This is a genomic window from Streptomyces xanthophaeus (genome assembly GCF_030440515.1).
Classification (GTDB): domain Bacteria; phylum Actinomycetota; class Actinomycetes; order Streptomycetales; family Streptomycetaceae; genus Streptomyces; species Streptomyces kutzneri.
Map to the genome: position 1 here is coordinate 7490187 of NZ_CP076543.1, position 15261 is coordinate 7505447.

At 75.1% G+C, this 15261-nt stretch carries 14 protein-coding genes and 2 pseudogenes; 9 read left to right on the forward strand and 7 right to left on the reverse strand.

Annotated features, from left to right (window positions below):
• Nucleotides 1–17: 17 nt before the first annotated feature.
• Nucleotides 18–443 (reverse strand): DUF3224 domain-containing protein, encoded by a 426-nt coding sequence (locus KO717_RS33440; RefSeq protein ID WP_301373186.1) that lies wholly within the window; start codon nucleotides 441–443, stop codon nucleotides 18–20.
• 101 nt (nucleotides 444–544) lie between these two features.
• Between KO717_RS33440 and KO717_RS33445 the strand changes: the two are divergent.
• A pseudogene (locus KO717_RS33445) lies at nucleotides 545–1533 on the forward strand (helix-turn-helix transcriptional regulator).
• 86 nt (nucleotides 1534–1619) lie between these two features.
• A complete protein-coding gene (locus KO717_RS33450) occupies nucleotides 1620–2090 on the forward strand; it encodes a GNAT family N-acetyltransferase (RefSeq protein WP_301373187.1) in 471 nt (156 codons plus the stop codon).
• Between the two features lie 28 nt (nucleotides 2091–2118).
• Here KO717_RS33450 and KO717_RS33455 read toward each other — a convergent pair whose 3' ends face one another.
• Nucleotides 2119–2586 carry a hypothetical protein gene (locus tag KO717_RS33455; protein ID WP_301374910.1) on the reverse strand — a complete coding sequence of 156 codons (468 nt, stop codon included), beginning with the start codon at nucleotides 2584–2586 and terminating at the stop codon, nucleotides 2119–2121.
• Between the two features lie 97 nt (nucleotides 2587–2683).
• Here KO717_RS33455 and KO717_RS33460 point away from each other — a divergent pair, with 97 nt between their 5' ends.
• A complete protein-coding gene (locus tag KO717_RS33460) occupies nucleotides 2684–2980 on the forward strand; it encodes a hypothetical protein (RefSeq protein ID WP_301373188.1) in 297 nt (98 codons plus the stop codon).
• Nucleotides 2981–3014: 34 nt separating this feature from the next.
• On the opposite strand, the gene KO717_RS33465 is transcribed toward KO717_RS33460, so the two are convergent.
• Together KO717_RS33465 and KO717_RS33470 are read right to left on the reverse strand one after the other, a co-directional pair.
• Nucleotides 3015–3857 (reverse strand): MerR family transcriptional regulator, encoded by an 843-nt coding sequence (locus KO717_RS33465; RefSeq protein ID WP_301374912.1) that lies wholly within the window; start codon nucleotides 3855–3857, stop codon nucleotides 3015–3017.
• 68 nt (nucleotides 3858–3925) lie between these two features.
• Nucleotides 3926–4384, reverse strand: coding sequence for a hypothetical protein (locus KO717_RS33470; protein WP_301373189.1), 459 nt, complete (start codon nucleotides 4382–4384; stop codon nucleotides 3926–3928).
• 190 nt (nucleotides 4385–4574) lie between these two features.
• Here KO717_RS33470 and KO717_RS37415 point away from each other — a divergent pair, with 190 nt between their 5' ends.
• The 4 genes from KO717_RS37415 (at nucleotide 4575) to KO717_RS33480 (ending at nucleotide 6986) form a co-directional block, all read left to right on the forward strand.
• Nucleotides 4575–5360, forward strand: a complete 786-nt coding sequence (locus KO717_RS37415; protein WP_367401558.1) for an MFS transporter — start codon at nucleotides 4575–4577, stop codon at nucleotides 5358–5360.
• Nucleotides 5324–5632, forward strand: coding sequence for a hypothetical protein (locus KO717_RS37420; RefSeq protein ID WP_367401559.1), 309 nt, complete (start codon nucleotides 5324–5326; stop codon nucleotides 5630–5632). The genes KO717_RS37415 and KO717_RS37420 overlap by 37 nt, the downstream gene beginning before the upstream one ends.
• Nucleotides 5629–5862 (forward strand): hypothetical protein, encoded by a 234-nt coding sequence (locus KO717_RS37425; protein WP_367401560.1) that lies wholly within the window; start codon nucleotides 5629–5631, stop codon nucleotides 5860–5862. Before KO717_RS37420 ends, KO717_RS37425 begins: the two co-directional genes overlap by 4 nt.
• Nucleotides 5863–6233: 371 nt before the next feature.
• A complete protein-coding gene (locus tag KO717_RS33480; RefSeq protein WP_301373190.1) occupies nucleotides 6234–6986 on the forward strand; it encodes a peptidoglycan-binding domain-containing protein in 753 nt (250 codons plus the stop codon).
• 347 nt (nucleotides 6987–7333) lie between these two features.
• Here the strand turns inward: KO717_RS33480 and KO717_RS33485 are convergent, their stop codons facing one another.
• On the reverse strand, nucleotides 7334–8077 hold the full coding sequence (locus KO717_RS33485; RefSeq protein WP_301373191.1) for an SDR family NAD(P)-dependent oxidoreductase: 744 nt from the start codon (nucleotides 8075–8077) through the stop codon (nucleotides 7334–7336).
• Nucleotides 8078–8294: 217 nt separating this feature from the next.
• Here KO717_RS33485 and KO717_RS33490 point away from each other — a divergent pair.
• A pseudogene (locus KO717_RS33490) lies at nucleotides 8295–9370 on the forward strand (RNA ligase (ATP)).
• A gap of 150 nt (nucleotides 9371–9520) precedes the next feature.
• Nucleotides 9521–10438 (forward strand): NADP-dependent oxidoreductase, encoded by a 918-nt coding sequence (locus tag KO717_RS33495; RefSeq protein WP_301374913.1) that lies wholly within the window; start codon nucleotides 9521–9523, stop codon nucleotides 10436–10438.
• A gap of 55 nt (nucleotides 10439–10493) precedes the next feature.
• On the opposite strand, the gene KO717_RS33500 is transcribed toward KO717_RS33495, so the two are convergent.
• Together KO717_RS33500 and KO717_RS33505 are read right to left on the reverse strand one after the other, a co-directional pair.
• Nucleotides 10494–13382: a poly(A) polymerase gene (locus KO717_RS33500; protein WP_301373192.1), complete on the reverse strand. Its 2889-nt coding sequence runs from the start codon at nucleotides 13380–13382 to the stop codon at nucleotides 10494–10496.
• Nucleotides 13382–15211, reverse strand: a complete 1830-nt coding sequence (locus KO717_RS33505) for an RNA ligase family protein (protein ID WP_301373193.1) — start codon at nucleotides 15209–15211, stop codon at nucleotides 13382–13384. The genes KO717_RS33500 and KO717_RS33505 overlap by 1 nt, the downstream gene beginning before the upstream one ends.
• Nucleotides 15212–15261: the final 50 nt, after the last annotated feature.

Here is a 15261-nt window from a genome sequence, read left to right on the forward strand (position 1 = left end):
CGGCGGCGCCCGGTCCCTCAGCGGGACGCGCTCTCGCCCAAGTCGTAGGTGAAGGTGTACGCGACGGACGTGTCGCCGTGGTGGTAGGTGAAGCCCCCGGAGCCCGTCAGCCCCGCGAGGTCCCCGGTGCCGGAGCCGGGGACCACCTCGAACCGGCAGACCGTGCCGCCGGCGTCGAAGCTGCCGCGTTCCTCCAGTACGAAGCTGCCCTTGCGGCCGTCGAGGCTGCCGGAGACCAACTCCATCCCGCTGTAGGAGCCGAGGTTCTCCCCGGTGTAGGCGATCGTGTAGTCGCAGGCCGTCCCGGCAGCCGTGATCCCGCCGGTGAAGGCGTTGTTGACATGGGCGTGGGCGAGCCGCGGGACGGCGTCCACCGCACCGACGGGGCTCTCCTCCCAGTTGGCGAAGGTGAAGCGGCCACCGGTTTCTACGGGCGTGGGCATGACGGTCCTCTCGGCCGGCCGGACGGTCCCTCCGCCCGGCGTGCTCCCAGGCTGGCAGCCGTACCTGACACCTTCTGTCAGGTACGGGGGACAATGACGCCATGCGTGCCGACCGGCTCCTCTCCCTGCTCCTGCTGCTGCAGAACCGCGGCCGGATGACCGCCCCCGCCCTCGCGGCCGAGCTGGAGGTGTCGGTGCGCACGATCCACCGCGACATCGACGCCCTCGGCGCCTCGGGCGTCCCCGTCCTCGCCGACCGCGGCCCCGCCGGCGGCTACCGGCTGGCCGACGGCTACCGCACACGCCTCACCGGCCTCACCGACACCCAGGCCGGCTCCCTCTTCCTGGCCGGCGCCCCGGGACCCGCGCAGGAGCTCGGCCTCGGCGCCGATCTGGCCGCCGCGCAGCTCAAACTCCAGGCCGCGCTGCCGGCCGCGCTCGCCGTACGGGCCCGCCGGATCCAGGACCGCTTCCACCTCGACGCGCCCGCCTGGTTCCGGGAGGCCGACCCCGTCCCGCACCTCGCGCAGATCGCCCAGGCCGTCTGGGACCAGCACGTGCTGCGCACCCACTACCGCCGCTGGCGAGGCGAGGTACGGCGCGAGCTGCATCCGCTCGGCCTCGTCCTCAAGAGCGGCATCTGGTACCTCGTCGCGGATGTCGCGGACGCAGCCGATACCGACGGGCCGGCGCAGCCGTGCGGACCTACCGGGTCTCCCGGTTCCTGACCGTGGACACCGCGGCGGGGCGCTTCGAACGGCCCGACGGATTCCGGCTCGCCTCGTACTGGCAGGAGTCCACCAGCCGCCTGGACTCCGCACTCCACCAGCAGACCGCCGACGTACGGCTGTCCCCGCGCGGACAGCGGCTGCTGCCCATGCAGTTCGGGGCGGCGGGTACCAGGGCGCTCGCCGAGGCCGGCCCGGCCGACGCGGACGGCTGGGTCCGGCTGCGCATCGCCGTCGAGTCCCAGCCCGTCGCCGTCGGCGACCTGCTGCGCCTGGGCGCGGAGGCCGAGGTGCTCGGCCCGCCCGAACTGCGCCGCGCTCTCGCCGAGACGGTGACCGCGCTGGCCGGACGCTACGCCTGACGCGGGACCGGGACCGGGCCCGCCCGCCCCGCACACCTCGTAGGGTGGGCCGTCACGATCGGACGCCGGGGAGAGGGAGAGCGCCCATGGAAGTCGAGCTGCGCGAGACGATCGACGACGACCTGGCCGTCTTCTCGGAGCAGCTGACGCACCCGGGCCTCCAGCAGATGGCGGCGATCACGAGGAAGTACCACTACGACCGGGGCCACTTCGATGCGCACTGGGCGAAGGTACGCAACGACCCCGCCGTACTCCTGCGCACCGTGCTGGCCGACCGGGTCGTGGCCGGTCACGCCGCCGTGTTCGGGCCGCCCGAGGAGCGCGAGGTGACGTACGTGATCGGCCCCGGGCACTGGGGACGGGGCATCGCCACCCGGGCGCTGACCGAACTGATCCGGCTGGAGGACACCCGCCCCCTGCACGCCGGGGCGGTGGCCGACAACGCGGGCTCGATCCGGGTGCTGGAGAAGTGCGGGTTCACCGTCACCGGCCGCACCCGCGACTTCGCCGAGGCCCGCGGCCACGAGGTGGACGTCGTCCTGCTCACCCTCGGCTGAGCGGGCGCCCGCCCGGCCCGCCGGACCTTCAGGGCGCTCCCGGCCCGCCCGGAGGCTCCACCTCCAGGAAGCGGCGCCGGCGAGGCCCCCGGTACAGCAGGCACACCCAGCCCAGCCGTTCGAGCGCGGCCGCGCAGGCCGTCAGCCGCTCCTGCTCCTCACCGGCCGCACCGCCGCCCGCCGGGCCCAGCCAGGTCACCTCCGCCCGCCCGGGCTCCGCACCGGCCGCCACGCGGTAGCCCGTCCGCGTACGCCGCCCCTGCGCGTCCAGGGCCGACGGCACGATCCCCGCCGCCTCCAGTACGAGGGCCACCGCGCGCGGCAGCTGCCGTACCTCCCACGGCGCGGGAACCGCCGCGCCCGCCGGGCCGTTCACCAGACGGCGGATCTGCAGCAGCCCCTCGTACGCGGTGCGCAGCTCCGCCTGACGCCCGACGGGGTCGGCCGCCGGGCCGTCGCCGGTCGCGGGCTCGAAACCCTGCCCGGGTACCGCCATCACCCACCACCCGTCCCGCCCGTCTGAGTACCTCACACCCAACGGCCTGAGTATCCACCCCGATTCCCCGACGGCCCGCCGCTGGTCGAATGGGGACATGACTTCAGACGCCCCGAGCGGCCGGGCCGCCCGCCCGCGCATGCAGCACGTGACCACCGCCGGCTCGGCCCTGGCCGTGGCCCTGGTTCCGCTCGTGGTCGGCGTCCTGTTCGCCAAGGCGATGGCCGCCGACCCGATGACTCCGGTCAACGCCCTGATCGCGGGCGGCGGCCAGCGGGCCGCGCTGCCCCGGGGCGAGTGGAAGCGGCGCGGCCACACCACCGTGCGCAGGCTGCGCACGGTCCGGCGGGACACGGCCCGGCGGTGCGCCCGCGCCTGCGGACGCCGCCCCTGAGGAGCCAAGGTTCCCCAGGGGCGTGGTGGGGGCGTCAGGACGTGGCGGCCAGGGGCTCCTGGAGTTCGGTGACCCACTGGTCCGGGTCCTCCGGGCAGGCCAGGGTCAGCTCACGCGCGTACCCGGCCGAGCGGTGCCCGTGCGCGTCGATCCACCGCGCCAGGGCCTGCGCCGTCGGCAGCACGCCGTCCATCGAGCCGCGGTGCACCACGGTCGCGGCCCGCTCCACCGCCGGCAGCGTGACGATCCGTACCTCGCCCCCGAGGTCCTCGGCGCGGACCGAGGCCGCCACCGGCAGTCCGGCGTGGACGAGGACCGCCGCCGTGGAGCCCGTGCCGGGCGCGTCCTCGTAGTAGGCCGTACCGGGGCCGGTCGGGACGATGCCGGCCTCCTCGATCCGGCGGCACAGCTCGTCGTAGAGCGGCCCGATGACCGGGCCGATGTCCTGCGGTTCGTAACTCCCGGCCGTGCCGGTCAGCTCGGCGAGCCGGACGGGCGGAAGGCTCTTCACGACGATGTCGTCGGCAGGCATGGTTCCCTCGTTCTCGATGGTCCGGAGCCTCGCCTCGACCTGGACCAGCCGGGCCGCCGCGGCGGCCATGGCCGTCTCCAGCTCGGCCTGCCGCAGCCGCAGCATGCCGCGCAGCTCCTCCGGGCCCACCCGCTCGCCGAGGATCGTCCCCACCTGGTCGAGGGAGAAGCCGAGTTCCTTGAGCGCGATGATCCGGTTGAGGCGGGCGAGCTGCCCGGCCTCGTAGAAGCGGTAGCCGGTGAAGGGGTCGACACGTGCCGGGCGCAGCAGTCCGAGGGCGTCGTAGTGACGCAGCATGCGGACCGACACCCGCCCGTGCTTGGCGAAGTCTCCGATGGTGAACATGACGCTCTCCACTACAAGGTCTGACACAGGGGGAGGGTCAAGCGTCGCACCGGGCACGGATGCGCCGGTCAGCGGCCGTACTGCCGCAGGCACAGGTCGACGACGGACGGCGGTACCGCGCCCTCCGCGGCCGCGCACAGCTGGTCCAGGCGGGGCGGCGGGGCCGGCCGCCGCCGTGGATGGGCCGTCGCCGGGCCAGGCACCCGCCCCCGCCGGGGCGACGGCGCCGCCTGCGCGGCCCGCCCGCGCGAGGGCTGCGGCTCCGGGGCCGCCTTCGGGGCCGGCCTCGGCTCCGCGTCCGCGTGGGCGTGGGCGTGCGGGTCCTGGGCCGCGTCCGGAGCGGGCCTGGCGGCCTCGGGCAGGGCACCCAGCGGCAGGGCCGGCGGCGTCGGGTCCTCGGGCGCCTCGGCCGGCGGTACGGATCCGCGTACGGGAGCCGCAGCCGGATCCCGCGGCCCGACGGAGACACAGCCCGTGCTGGCGAGGAGCACGACGAGGGAGAGGGGCACGGCCCGGCGTAACTGCATCCGACCACCTTGCCGTACGGCCGGGCGGGCCGCGTTCCCCTCTCACGCGTGCGGGTGACACCGGCCCGGCGGGAACGGCCGGGGCGTGTGGGAAATTGGAACGGCAGTACGGGTGCAGGGGGAGGCGCGACCCCCGGCTCCCCGTGCCGCCGTGTCCTGCCCGCCGACCGTCCGTACGGAGTACCGATCCATGACCTCAGCTGCCGCGCCCGGCAACGATCCCGCGCCGCCCCCCGCATCCGGCCCGCTCCGGGGCCCCGAGTCCATACCCGGGCCGGGAGCCGGTCCCGCACCGGGAGCCGGTCCCGCACCGGCGAGCGGTGCCGCTCCCTGGAAGGGCTGGGCTGCCGTCTGCGCCGTCTCGCTCGGCATCTTCTGCCTGATCACCTCCGAGCTGCTGCCCGTCGGCCTGCTCACCCCCGTCGGGGCCGCCCTCGGCGTGTCCGACGGGACCGCGGGCCTGATGGTCACCGCGCCCGGGCTGGTCGCCGGATTCTGCGCGCCGCTGGTCACCGTCGGCGCCGGCCGGCTCGACCGGCGGCTCGTGCTGTGCGTGCTCGTCGCCCTGATGGTCGCCGCCAACCTCGCCGCCGCCCTCGCCCCGAACTTCGCCGTCGTACTGGCGGCCCGCCTGCTCGTCGGCGTCAGCGTCGGCGGGTTCTGGGCCATCGCCGGCGGACTCGCCGTACGTCTCGTCCCCGAGCACCAGGTCGGCCGGGCGACCGCGCTCGTCTTCGGAGGTGTCCCCACCGCCTCCGTGCTCGGCGTCCCCGCCGGCACCCTGCTCGGTGAACTCGGCGGCTGGCGCGCCGCCTTCGCTGCGGTCGGCGCCCTCGGCCTCGTCACGCTGACCGCCCTGCTCGTGCTGCTGCCCCCGCTGCCCGCGACCCGGCACGTCACCTTTCCCGAACTGCCCGCCCTGCTCCGGAGAACCGTGCCGTGCGGGCCGGTGTCATCGTCACCTTCCTCGTGGTGACCGGGCAGTTCGCCGCCTACACCTTCGTACGGCCGGTCCTGCAGGAGGTCTCCGGTGTCGACGCCGGGTACATCAGCACCCTGCTGCTCGGCTACGGCGTCGCCGGCGTCGCAGGGAACTTCCTGGCCGGGGCTCGTGACCCGTACCGCACCCTGCTCGTGGTCAGCTCCTCCCTCACCGTCATCCTCGCGCTGATCGCGGTCCTGCCGGACCGGCCGTCGGCACCGCGCTCCTGCTGGCCTGGGGACTCGCGTACGGAGGGGTCTCGGTGAGCGTGCAGGGCTGGATGATCAAGGCGGCCCCGGAAGCGCCCGAGTCCGCGTCCTCGCTGATGGTGGCCATGTTCAACTTCGCCATAGCGGCGGGCGCGCTGTGCGGCGGTCTCGCGGTCGACGGCATCTCCGCACCCGCAGCCCGGCTCGGAGGGGCCGCCCTGATGCTCGCGGCCGCCGCCACGGTGTGGGTCACGGCGATCCGCCGCACTTCCCGCACCCTCGGCTGACGGCGGGACGCGGCGGGAGCGGCCCCGCCCGACAGATCGGATGGACGGGGGCGGATCGGACACCCGGCTTGACCCGGCCCCCGCCGGGGGGCAAGAGTGCGCCGATCAAGAATCACAGCTTGAGCCGCACTTCGGAGATATGCCAGATGCCCATATCCGTTCGCCCGTCGATCGACCCGGCCGAAATCGGCGTCTCTCCGGCACACAGCGCACACACTGCACTCGGTACATTCGGCGCACTCGGCATGCCCGGTGCTCCCGCCGCCGGTGCGGCCCCGGCTCCCGCCGCCCGGCGGCACGGAGCCTGACGGACCGGGTGGGGGCCGGCACAGCACCGCCGCGCCGGCCCCCGTCCCCGCCGGGAGACCACCATGCGCCAGGACTTTGATGAGAGCGGGATCGTCCCCGACGACCACCTGCTCGTACGCCCCTACGTCGCCCCCTCGGGCCCACCGCCCCGGTCGACCGCCCCCGCCTGGCCGCAGTCCGGCCCCCTCGCCTTCCCCGGCCCGGCACACGTCCGGGAATCCGAGGCCCCGGCAGCCGTTCCCGCGGCCGTTCCCGGTCCCGGGTCCGTTCCCCGCCCGACTGCTGCCCGTGGTCGGCGTAGCCGGCTTCCGTTCGCCGTCCTCACCCTGCTGTCGCTCGCCGCGGTGGGCGCCTTGGTGATCCTGCTGGGCGGCCCCGACGTGCAGCCGCCTCGGGCCGGGGCGCCCGCCGAGCTGTCCGTACCGATGCTTCGGGGGCGCAGCCCGAACTCCGGCGCCGAGGCCGGCGTATCCGGGCCGACCCCGTCCGCACCGTCCCCCGCCGCCTCCACCTCTCCCACGCCGTCCCGAGCGCCGAGTGCGTCCGCGAGTCAGGGCTCGAAACCGCCGTCCTCGTCCAGCGCCTCGGCCCCCGTCCCGCCGAGTTCCTCCGCAACGCTGCGGATGGGGGACACCGGCCCCGAGGTGCGCGCCCTGCAGGAGCTGTTGTACGGGCAAGGGTTCACGTACGTCTCCGTCACCGGGGTCTACGACAGTCAGACCAAGCGCGGTGTCGGCCAGTTGCAGCGCGACCGCTCCATCAAGGGCGACTCCCCGGGCGTCTACGGCCCGGCCACCCAGGCGGCGATGCGCTGACCCCCGGCCGCGCCCGCGGTCCCCGCAGGGTTGAACGTGTTCAATTCTTCTGTCAGGCTGGAGGTGAACGCAGGAGCGGACGCGGTCGAGCGGCTCGTTCCCGTGCGATCCGTACCTGTGCCTACGGGGGTTGCCTTGTCCGTCCCGGTTCCACCGCCCGGCCCGCCGCCGCCCCCACACCCCCGACCCGCGCCCCCGCCCCCGCCGGACGATCAAAGTGTGGCGAAGGCGTTCGCGCGCTCCTGCCTCACCGCCGTCGCCGTCGCGCTGCTGCTCTTCATGGTGGTGCTCAGCCAGGGGCACTGGATCTGAGCCGTGAGCCGTGGACCGGACGGCCCCCGCCGTGATCAGCGGCCGCCGGAGACCCGCAGCACGGTGCCCGTCGTGTACGAGGCGTCCGCGGAGAGCAGCCAGGCGATCGCCCCGGCGATCTCGTCGGGCAGGCCGGGCCGGCCGAGCGGGATCCCGGCCGCGGCCTTCGCCGGACGGTCGGGATCGCCCATCGCCGCGTGCATGTCCGTCTCGATGACGCCCGGCGCCACGGCGTTGACCCGGATCCCGTCAGGGCCCAGCTCCTTGGCGAGCCCCACGGTGAGCGCGTCGACGGCCGCCTTGGTCGCCGCGTAGTGCACGTACTCCCCGGGGCTGCCGAGGGTGGCGGCGGTGGAGGAGACGTTCACGATCGCCCCGCCGTCGGCCTCCGTCATGTCCCGGGCGGCCCGGCGGCAGCACAGCAGGTACCCGAGGAGGTTCACCTCCACGACCCGCCGCAGGTCCTCGGTGCGGGCATCGGTGAGCCGGCCCAGCGGGCCCGTCACTCCGGCGTTGTTCACCAGCCCCGTCACCCTGCCGAGTTCGGCGCCGGCGATGTCGAAGAGCCGCTCGACGGCGCACTCTTCGGAGATGTCACCGCGCACGGTCACACAGCGGGCCCCGGCGGCCCGTACCCGCTCGGCGACGGCCTCGGCGGCCGCCGCGTCGCGGGTGTAACCGAGCGCCAGGTCATGTCCGGCGGTGGCCAGCCGCAGACAGGTCGCGGCACCGATGCCCCTGCTGCCACCCGTGACGACGGTGACCGGACGAGCTGACATGGGAGCCTCCTGTGGGACATGGAACGCGGAACCTGGAACGCGGAACGGGTAGGGAAGGGTGGGAAGGGCGCCTGGGCGCCCGGGCGGGACGGCGCGGGCAGGCTAACACCGCGATATTCGCTGGACCAGCGGAAATGGCCGGAAGCAGAGTGTTCGTCACCGACGCGCCGCACCACCGGGCGTCGTCCGTGTCCCTGACCACTGTTGGAGCCGTCCCATGTCGACCCTGCGCGTCACCGCCGAAGAACTGACCGTCCACGAGCACCCGAACGCGGATGCACTGGAACTGGCCCAGGTGGGCCTCTACCGCGCCGTGATCGCCAAGGGCGCCTACCGCACGGGCGAGTTCGCGGTCTACATCCCCGAACAGGCCGTGCTGCCCGCGGATCTGATCGAGGAGCTCGGCCTCACCGGGCGGCTCGCCGGCGGCTCCGCCGACCGGGTCAAAGCGGTCCGGCTCCGCGGCGAACTCTCGCAAGGGCTGGTGTGCAGGCCGCGCGCGCTCGCCGGTGTGGACCTGGCGCGGGCGGCCGAGGAGGGGACGGACTTCGCCGAGCTGCTCGGCATCACCAAATGGGCCCCGCCCATACCCACGACCATGAGCGGTGAGGTCGAAGCCGCCGCCGACCTGATGCCGTGGGTCGACATCGAGAACCTGCAGCGCTACCCGCACATCTTCGAGCCCGGCGAGCCGGTCGTCCTCACCGAGAAACTGCACGGTACCGCCTGCCTGTTCACGTACGTGGCCGAGGTGAGCGGTCCTTCGTCTCCTCCAAGGGATTCGGCGCGAAAGGGCTGGCCCTCAAGGAGGACGAGCGCAACCTCTACTGGCGGGCCGTACACGGGCACGACGTGGCGGCCGTCGCGGCGGTCCTGGCCGACCGCCTCGGCGCGACCCGGGTCGGGATCTTCGGCGAGGTGTACGGCAAGGGGGTCCAGGACCTCGCGTACGGGACCGACGTACGCACCGCCGACACGCCACCCGGATACGCCGTCTTCGACGTCTCCGCCGAGATCGACGGCGAGACCCGCTGGCTGGACCCCGCCGCCGTACTGACGGACGGTGAGCTTCCGCTGGTGCCGCGGCTGTACGAGGGCCCGTACGACCTCGACAAGGTGCTGGAGCTGGCGACCGGCCGCGAGACCGTCTCCGGGAAGGCCGCGCACCTGCGCGAGGGCGTCGTCGTCCGGCCGTCGGCGGAACGGTACAGCCCGGTCGTGGGCGGCCGCGCCATCGCCAAGGCGGTCAGCCCGGCGTACCTGACCCGCAAGGGCGGCACCGAGTACGAGTGAGCCCCCTCGCGCCCTGCCGCGCCGCGCCGCGCCCGCCCCGCTTCGTGGGGCGGGCGCTTCGTGCATGGTGGGATGGGCCGGGGGCGGGTTCCACCAGCACACGGAGAGGTCGGGTACATGTCCCAGTCGGGCGGCAGCAGCCAGGTGACCATGCGGGCGATGGCGTACGAGACGTACGGCGGGACGGAGGTGCTCTCCGAGACCCGGCTGCCGATGCCCAAGGTCGGACCCGGTGAGGTCCTCGTCAGGGTCAGGTGCGCCGCCGTGAACCCCGTCGACTGGAAGATCATGGCGGGCGGGCTGGACCCCCTGATGGATGCCGTCTTCCCGGTGGTCCCCGGCTGGGACGTGTCCGGCACCGTCGAGCGGGTCGGCATCGACACCCCCGAATACGCCGAGGGCGACGAGGTCATCGCGTACGCCCGCAAGGACTACGTGCACGGCGGGACCTTCGCCGAGTTCGTCACCGTGCCCGTCCGCGCCCTCGCGCACAAGCCCGCCTCGCTCGACTGGGCCGAGGCCGCCGGACTCCCGCTCGCCGGGCTCACCGCCTACCAGCTCCTCACCCGCCTCGGCACCGGCAAGGACGACACCGTCCTCATCCACGGCGCGGCGGGCGGGGTCGGCTCCTTCGGCGTGCAGATCGCCCGCGCCCTGGGCGCCCGGGTCATCGGCACCGCCTCCCCGCGCAACCACGACCGGGTACGCGAGCTCGGCGCCGAACCCATCGAGTACGGGGACGGACTCGCCGCGCGCGTACGGGCCCTCGTACCCGACGGGCCCACGGTCGTCGCCGACTTCGTCGGCGGCGTCGGCGCCGTCACCCGGGAGGTGCTCCACGACGACGGCCGGCACGCCTCCATCGCCGACCCGAGTGTGCTCGGGGCGGGCGGCGAGTGGATGTGGGTCCGTCCGGTCGGCAGCGATCTGGCCGAACTGGGACGGCTCGCCGACAGCGGAAAGCTGAAGGTGCCGGTCGCCAGGACCTTCCCGCTGGGCGAGCTGGCGGCCGCCTTCGAGCTGAGCCAGGGCGGGCACACGGCTGGGAAGATCATCATCGAGATCTGACCCGCGCGGCGTACGCCCCCCTGGCCCCTCTCCCCTCACCCTCTCCGCTCACCCCTCACACCAGGTCCGGCACCTCGCCGCCGGCCGCCCAGGAGACCTCGACCCCCGGCAGGCCGGTCCGCCAGGGGCCGGCCAGGGCGGCCAGGCGCGCCGCGTCCGGGGGAGCGGCGCCGAGGCCGATCGCGTAGCGGGCCAGGGCCGGGCCCGACGCGAAGGGGCGGGGCCAGGCGTGCGCGTCCGTGACACCGGCCTCCTCCAGCGCGCCGAGCAGGGCCCGCAGCCGCCCCCGCACCCGGCCCAGGGTCTCCTCGAACTCCCCCTCGGAGGCCGTCCGTACGGTCACCAACGCCCAGGCGGCGTGCCGACGGTGCAGCGGCGGCGGTCCCGGGGCCCACCCGCGGTCCGCGGGGCCGGACTCCAGCACCTCCCAGGCCGCGTACAACTCCTGGACCAGCAGGTCGCGCAGGCCCGGCCCGACCTGGGCCGTGCAGCTGCGCACCGGTTCCGAGGGGGTCAGGACCGTGACCGCATCCGGCCCCTCCGCCACCTCGCCCGGGCCCGCCGCCGACAGCGAGACGGGCACACGCCAGTCCCAGGCGGCCCACCGGCCGAAGAACTCGCGCAGCAGGGCATCGGGCGGCAGCGCCCCGGCCTCCTCCACCGTGCGCGCCGCGAGAACCGCCCAGGCCAGCCCGGGCAGCCCGCCGAACGGCGCCGAGTCCAGCCCCCGGGCCCGGGCCCACGCCTTCACCTGCCGCGCCAGCCCGGCGAACGCGGCATTCCGATCCGCGCCCACCCGTTCCCGTACGGCCTCGGCGTCGCCGACGGCGCTCAGCGCGAGCGCGGCCGCCTCGCCCAGCTCGGCCCGCCGTGCCACCGCGTGCGCCGGATCCGGCCCGTCGGTGGCCACCGTGACCAGATCCACCGACAGTCCGCCGACGCGGAAGCGCAGCCCCGGCACCCGCGCCCCCGCCACCTCGCGCAGCCGCCCCGCCTCGGGCAGCGCCGCAGCCACCCGGTCCCGTACGAGGGCCACATCGGCCGGACCCGGCAGCACCGCCACCAGGTCCAGGTCCGACCCCGGAAGCGCACAGCCCATGCGGCGCGATCCGGCCAGGTGCACCTGCGCGTCGCCCAGAGCGGCACGGACGCGCGCGGTGACCGACTCGGCGTCCTCCTCCCGGATCACGGGCCCCGGCCCGGGCCGGGTTCGGTCCGCCGTCCCTGTCTCCGGCTCCGTCTCCGGTTCCCAGCGGACCTCGCCCGTCCCCAGCGCCACCGTCGCCCGGACCCGCATCGGTCCGTCACCGCGCCGCGAGAGCACGGCCAGTTCCCCGACCCGCGCGGCCAGCGGTCCGCCGAGCCGCGCCGCGAAGGACGCGACCGCACGCTGCGGGTCCTGACTGCGCCCCAGCGTCAGGTGCGGTGTGTAGCCGTGTCGGTCACCCGTACGCCCCCGGCAGCCCGGGAACCGCTCCGCCAGCGCGCGTCGGAGCTCCTGCCACGGCGCCTCACCGGCCGCCGCCGGGTCCAGCCAGACGGTGGCGTCCTCACGGTGCCCGAAGCTGTGCACACCCTCCAGCCGGACGGGGAACGGTCCGGTCGCGGCGGCCACTTCCGCCAGGAGCGGCACCGCCTCGGCGAAGGAGGACTCCGGCACGAAGCCGAAGAGCAGGTTCACGTGCGCGGGCCAGCGCCCGGCCTGCGGGTCCAGGTCGCGGCGCAGCTCCCGTACCGCCTCCGGCAGGGGCGGCGGAAGCCATGCCACCGCCGTCCGCGCCGTCGCCGGTACGCCGAGGCGCGCGGGCGCGCCGCCCCGTTCCCCGAACTCCACCGTCGCCTCCACACCGAAGTGGTCGGAGATGAACAGCCCCTCCGGGGCCGGGGAGTCGCCGCGCAGTGCGGCCCGGGCCACCCGCGCCGTCGTGGACCGCAGCAGGATCCGGTCCAGCCGGGCCGACCGGCCCGACAGGGAGCCCACCGCGGCCAGCGGGTTGGCCACCGGGTCAAAGGTCGGTGTGTCGTCCGCCGCCCCGTGCACGTCGCTCCAGGCGTCCCGCATGCCGAGCGCGGCCGCGGGACCTTCGACGCCGTGGCGGCCGTCGTTGAAGTCGCCCAGCAGCGCCACCCCGGCCTCGATGCCGCCCAGGCCCTCGGCGAGCCGGGTCAGTTCGGCGACCCGCCGGACGTCGCCGTTCTCGGTGTGGTCGCTGGTCAGGTGGGTGTTCGCGACGACCAGGGGGCCGGCCGCGGTGTCCACCGTGACGGCGGTGACCGCCTTGTGCGGGCGGAGCAGGCGCATCCCCGCCTCCCGCACCGGAAGCCGGCTGAGCACCAGCAGCCCGCACTCGGCGACGTCCCGGCCGCCCGGATCCGTACCGAGGGTGTACGAGTCCCGCACCCACGGCGCCGCCAGCAGCATGCCGAGCAGTTCGGGTTCGACCTCCTGCAGCGCGATGACATCGGCGTCGGCGGCCGCGAGATCGGCCAGCAGCAGCGGCCTGCGCCGGGCGGTGGAGATGCGCGGTGCGTCGTACCGGTCCCAGAGCGTGTTCCAGGTCAGCAGCCGCACCGAGGGCAGGGCTGCGGCCGTCCCGCCCCCGGGCACCGGCTCGGCGGGCCGCCAGGCGCCGCCGCCCGCCGGGTCCCACGCGTGCGGGGTCCGGGCGGTGAAGAACGGGGCCCGCAGCAGCCGCGGATCGCGGACCCGGCCCGCCGCGGTGACATCGATGCGGTCCACGCCCGTGGCGCGGTCCCACACCAGCTCACCGTCCGCCTCGACGAACAGCACCCGGTGCCAGGGGATGTCGCCGCCGGGCACGAAGGAGGGCAGCGGGACCCGCTTCGGTGCGGCCCCGCGCTGGAGCAGTCCGAGCACGAACCGCGCCGGATCGAACCGGGAGTCCCAGCGGACCTGGTGGTAGAGCTCCTCGCTGGTACGCATCAGTACTGTCCCCGTCCCGGTCCCTGTGCCTGTCCCCGTCGGCCGTCCGCGGGTCCGGCCGTGAGGCCGCCCGCCGTGTCCTCGACGGCCCCGGCCGCACCGATGTACCACGTCCGGTGCGCCTGACCGGCGTACGGCGGGCTGAACCGGCGCACCTGCGAGGTGAGCACCTGCGGCGGCACCGGATGCGGGCGCACGCCGTTGCGCCGCACCAGCTCCGCCTCCTCCACCAGCACCACGGCGTGGGTGACCAGCGCGTCACGGCGCCGTGCGACCGAGCCCGCCAGGCCGCGCTGCTGATCGGTGAGCGAGGTGGCGTCCCACACCACCGTCCCGCCGCGGGCCAGGGCCGCGTCGAGCCGGTCCAGGCCCTCGCTCAACACCTCGGCGTTGGCCCGCTGGTCCGCACGGGAACCCCTGGCGGTGCGCAGATCGTCAAGACTGATGTACGCGTCCACACCGGGCAGTTCGCGGCCGAAGGTGCTCTTCCCGCTGCCGGAGGGCCCGCACAGCTGCACCAACCGGGGAAACGTTCCCTCGCGCCACTGCCACGTCGCCGCCACGGCTTCCTCCACCGCGGAACCCGAGATCCTGCCCTGGGCGAACGCCCGCCGGGCCTCCGCCCAGCAGCGGTCCGCAGCCTCCGCGTCCAGCCCGGCGAGCGCCTCGTCCAGCCCGGCCCGCAGCGCCTCCAGCGGATCCGGGCCGAGCAGCCCGGCCTCCTCGGCGCACAGCGCGGACCACTCCGCGCACTCCCGCGCCGCCGGTCCGTCCGCCAGCGCCCCGGCGAGTGCGTGCAGCACGCCGAGATCGGCCGCCGCGGCCATCCGCACCAGCCCGGCCCGCCGGTCCTCGTCCGCGAACGGCCGCTGCAGGTACGGGTACAGCCCCACCAGGTCGGCGACCCGCCGCGCGAGCCCCATCCCGCCCGGGCCCGCCGCGATCCGCGCAGCGATCCGGGCCCGCGGCTCGCGGCGGAGTACGGCAGCCAGGACACCGGCCAGCCGGTCCTCCCCGGTCCGCCCCGCCCCGTCGATCCGCGCCGCGACCTCGGCGACCTCGTCCGCGTCGGCGGCTCCGCTGGTGTCGTCCGCGTCGTCCGCGTCGTCCGCGTCGGTCGCGTCGTCCGCGCCGGTCCCGCTCATCCCGAGGGCGGCGGACAGACCGGGCACATCGGCCTCGGCCCCCGAGCGCACCGACCACAACGGGGCCGCCGGCCCCAGCCCGTTCGGCACGACCTGCGCGAACATCCAGTGCGTACTCGTCTGCACATGGCCGCCCCGTACCCACTTGGCCACGCACCGGCCGAAGTCCTCGCGCGCGAAACCGGCCGCCGTCCGCACGACGTACCCCTCCTGGCGCGCCGTGTCGAGCTTCAGCCTGCGCAGCGCGCGCTCGTCGAAGATGCCCCGCCACAGCACGCGCGGGGTGGGTACGCCCAGGCCACGCAGGAACCGTACGGTCCGGTCCCAGTCCAGGCAGTGCTCCCCGTCCCACACCGAGAACCCGTAGAACCAGCTGTCCAGGTCCTCGTACGGGATCGAATGCCGGGCGTAGAGGTTCTCCCCGCACACCCGCCACCCGGCCGGGATGCCGGGGCCGATGCGGCCCTGGAGGCCCTTGACCCACGCCCGCGAGGGGTGGTGCGCCGAGTCGAGCGACCGCGCGTGCAGGCCGTCCGCGTACAGGGTGGTGTTCTCCCCGTCGAGCTTCTCCGTCACCACGACCTCGCGCCCGGCCAACCCCGCCAGTCCGACGGCCCGGACGTCGTCGGCCGCAGCCCCGGGGGACCAGGGGAGGTGCGGGGTACGGGGATAGTGGATGCGCATGATCCGCTCCTGGTCGACATCGGGTGCCTGGTCACTGTAGGTAACCCGAC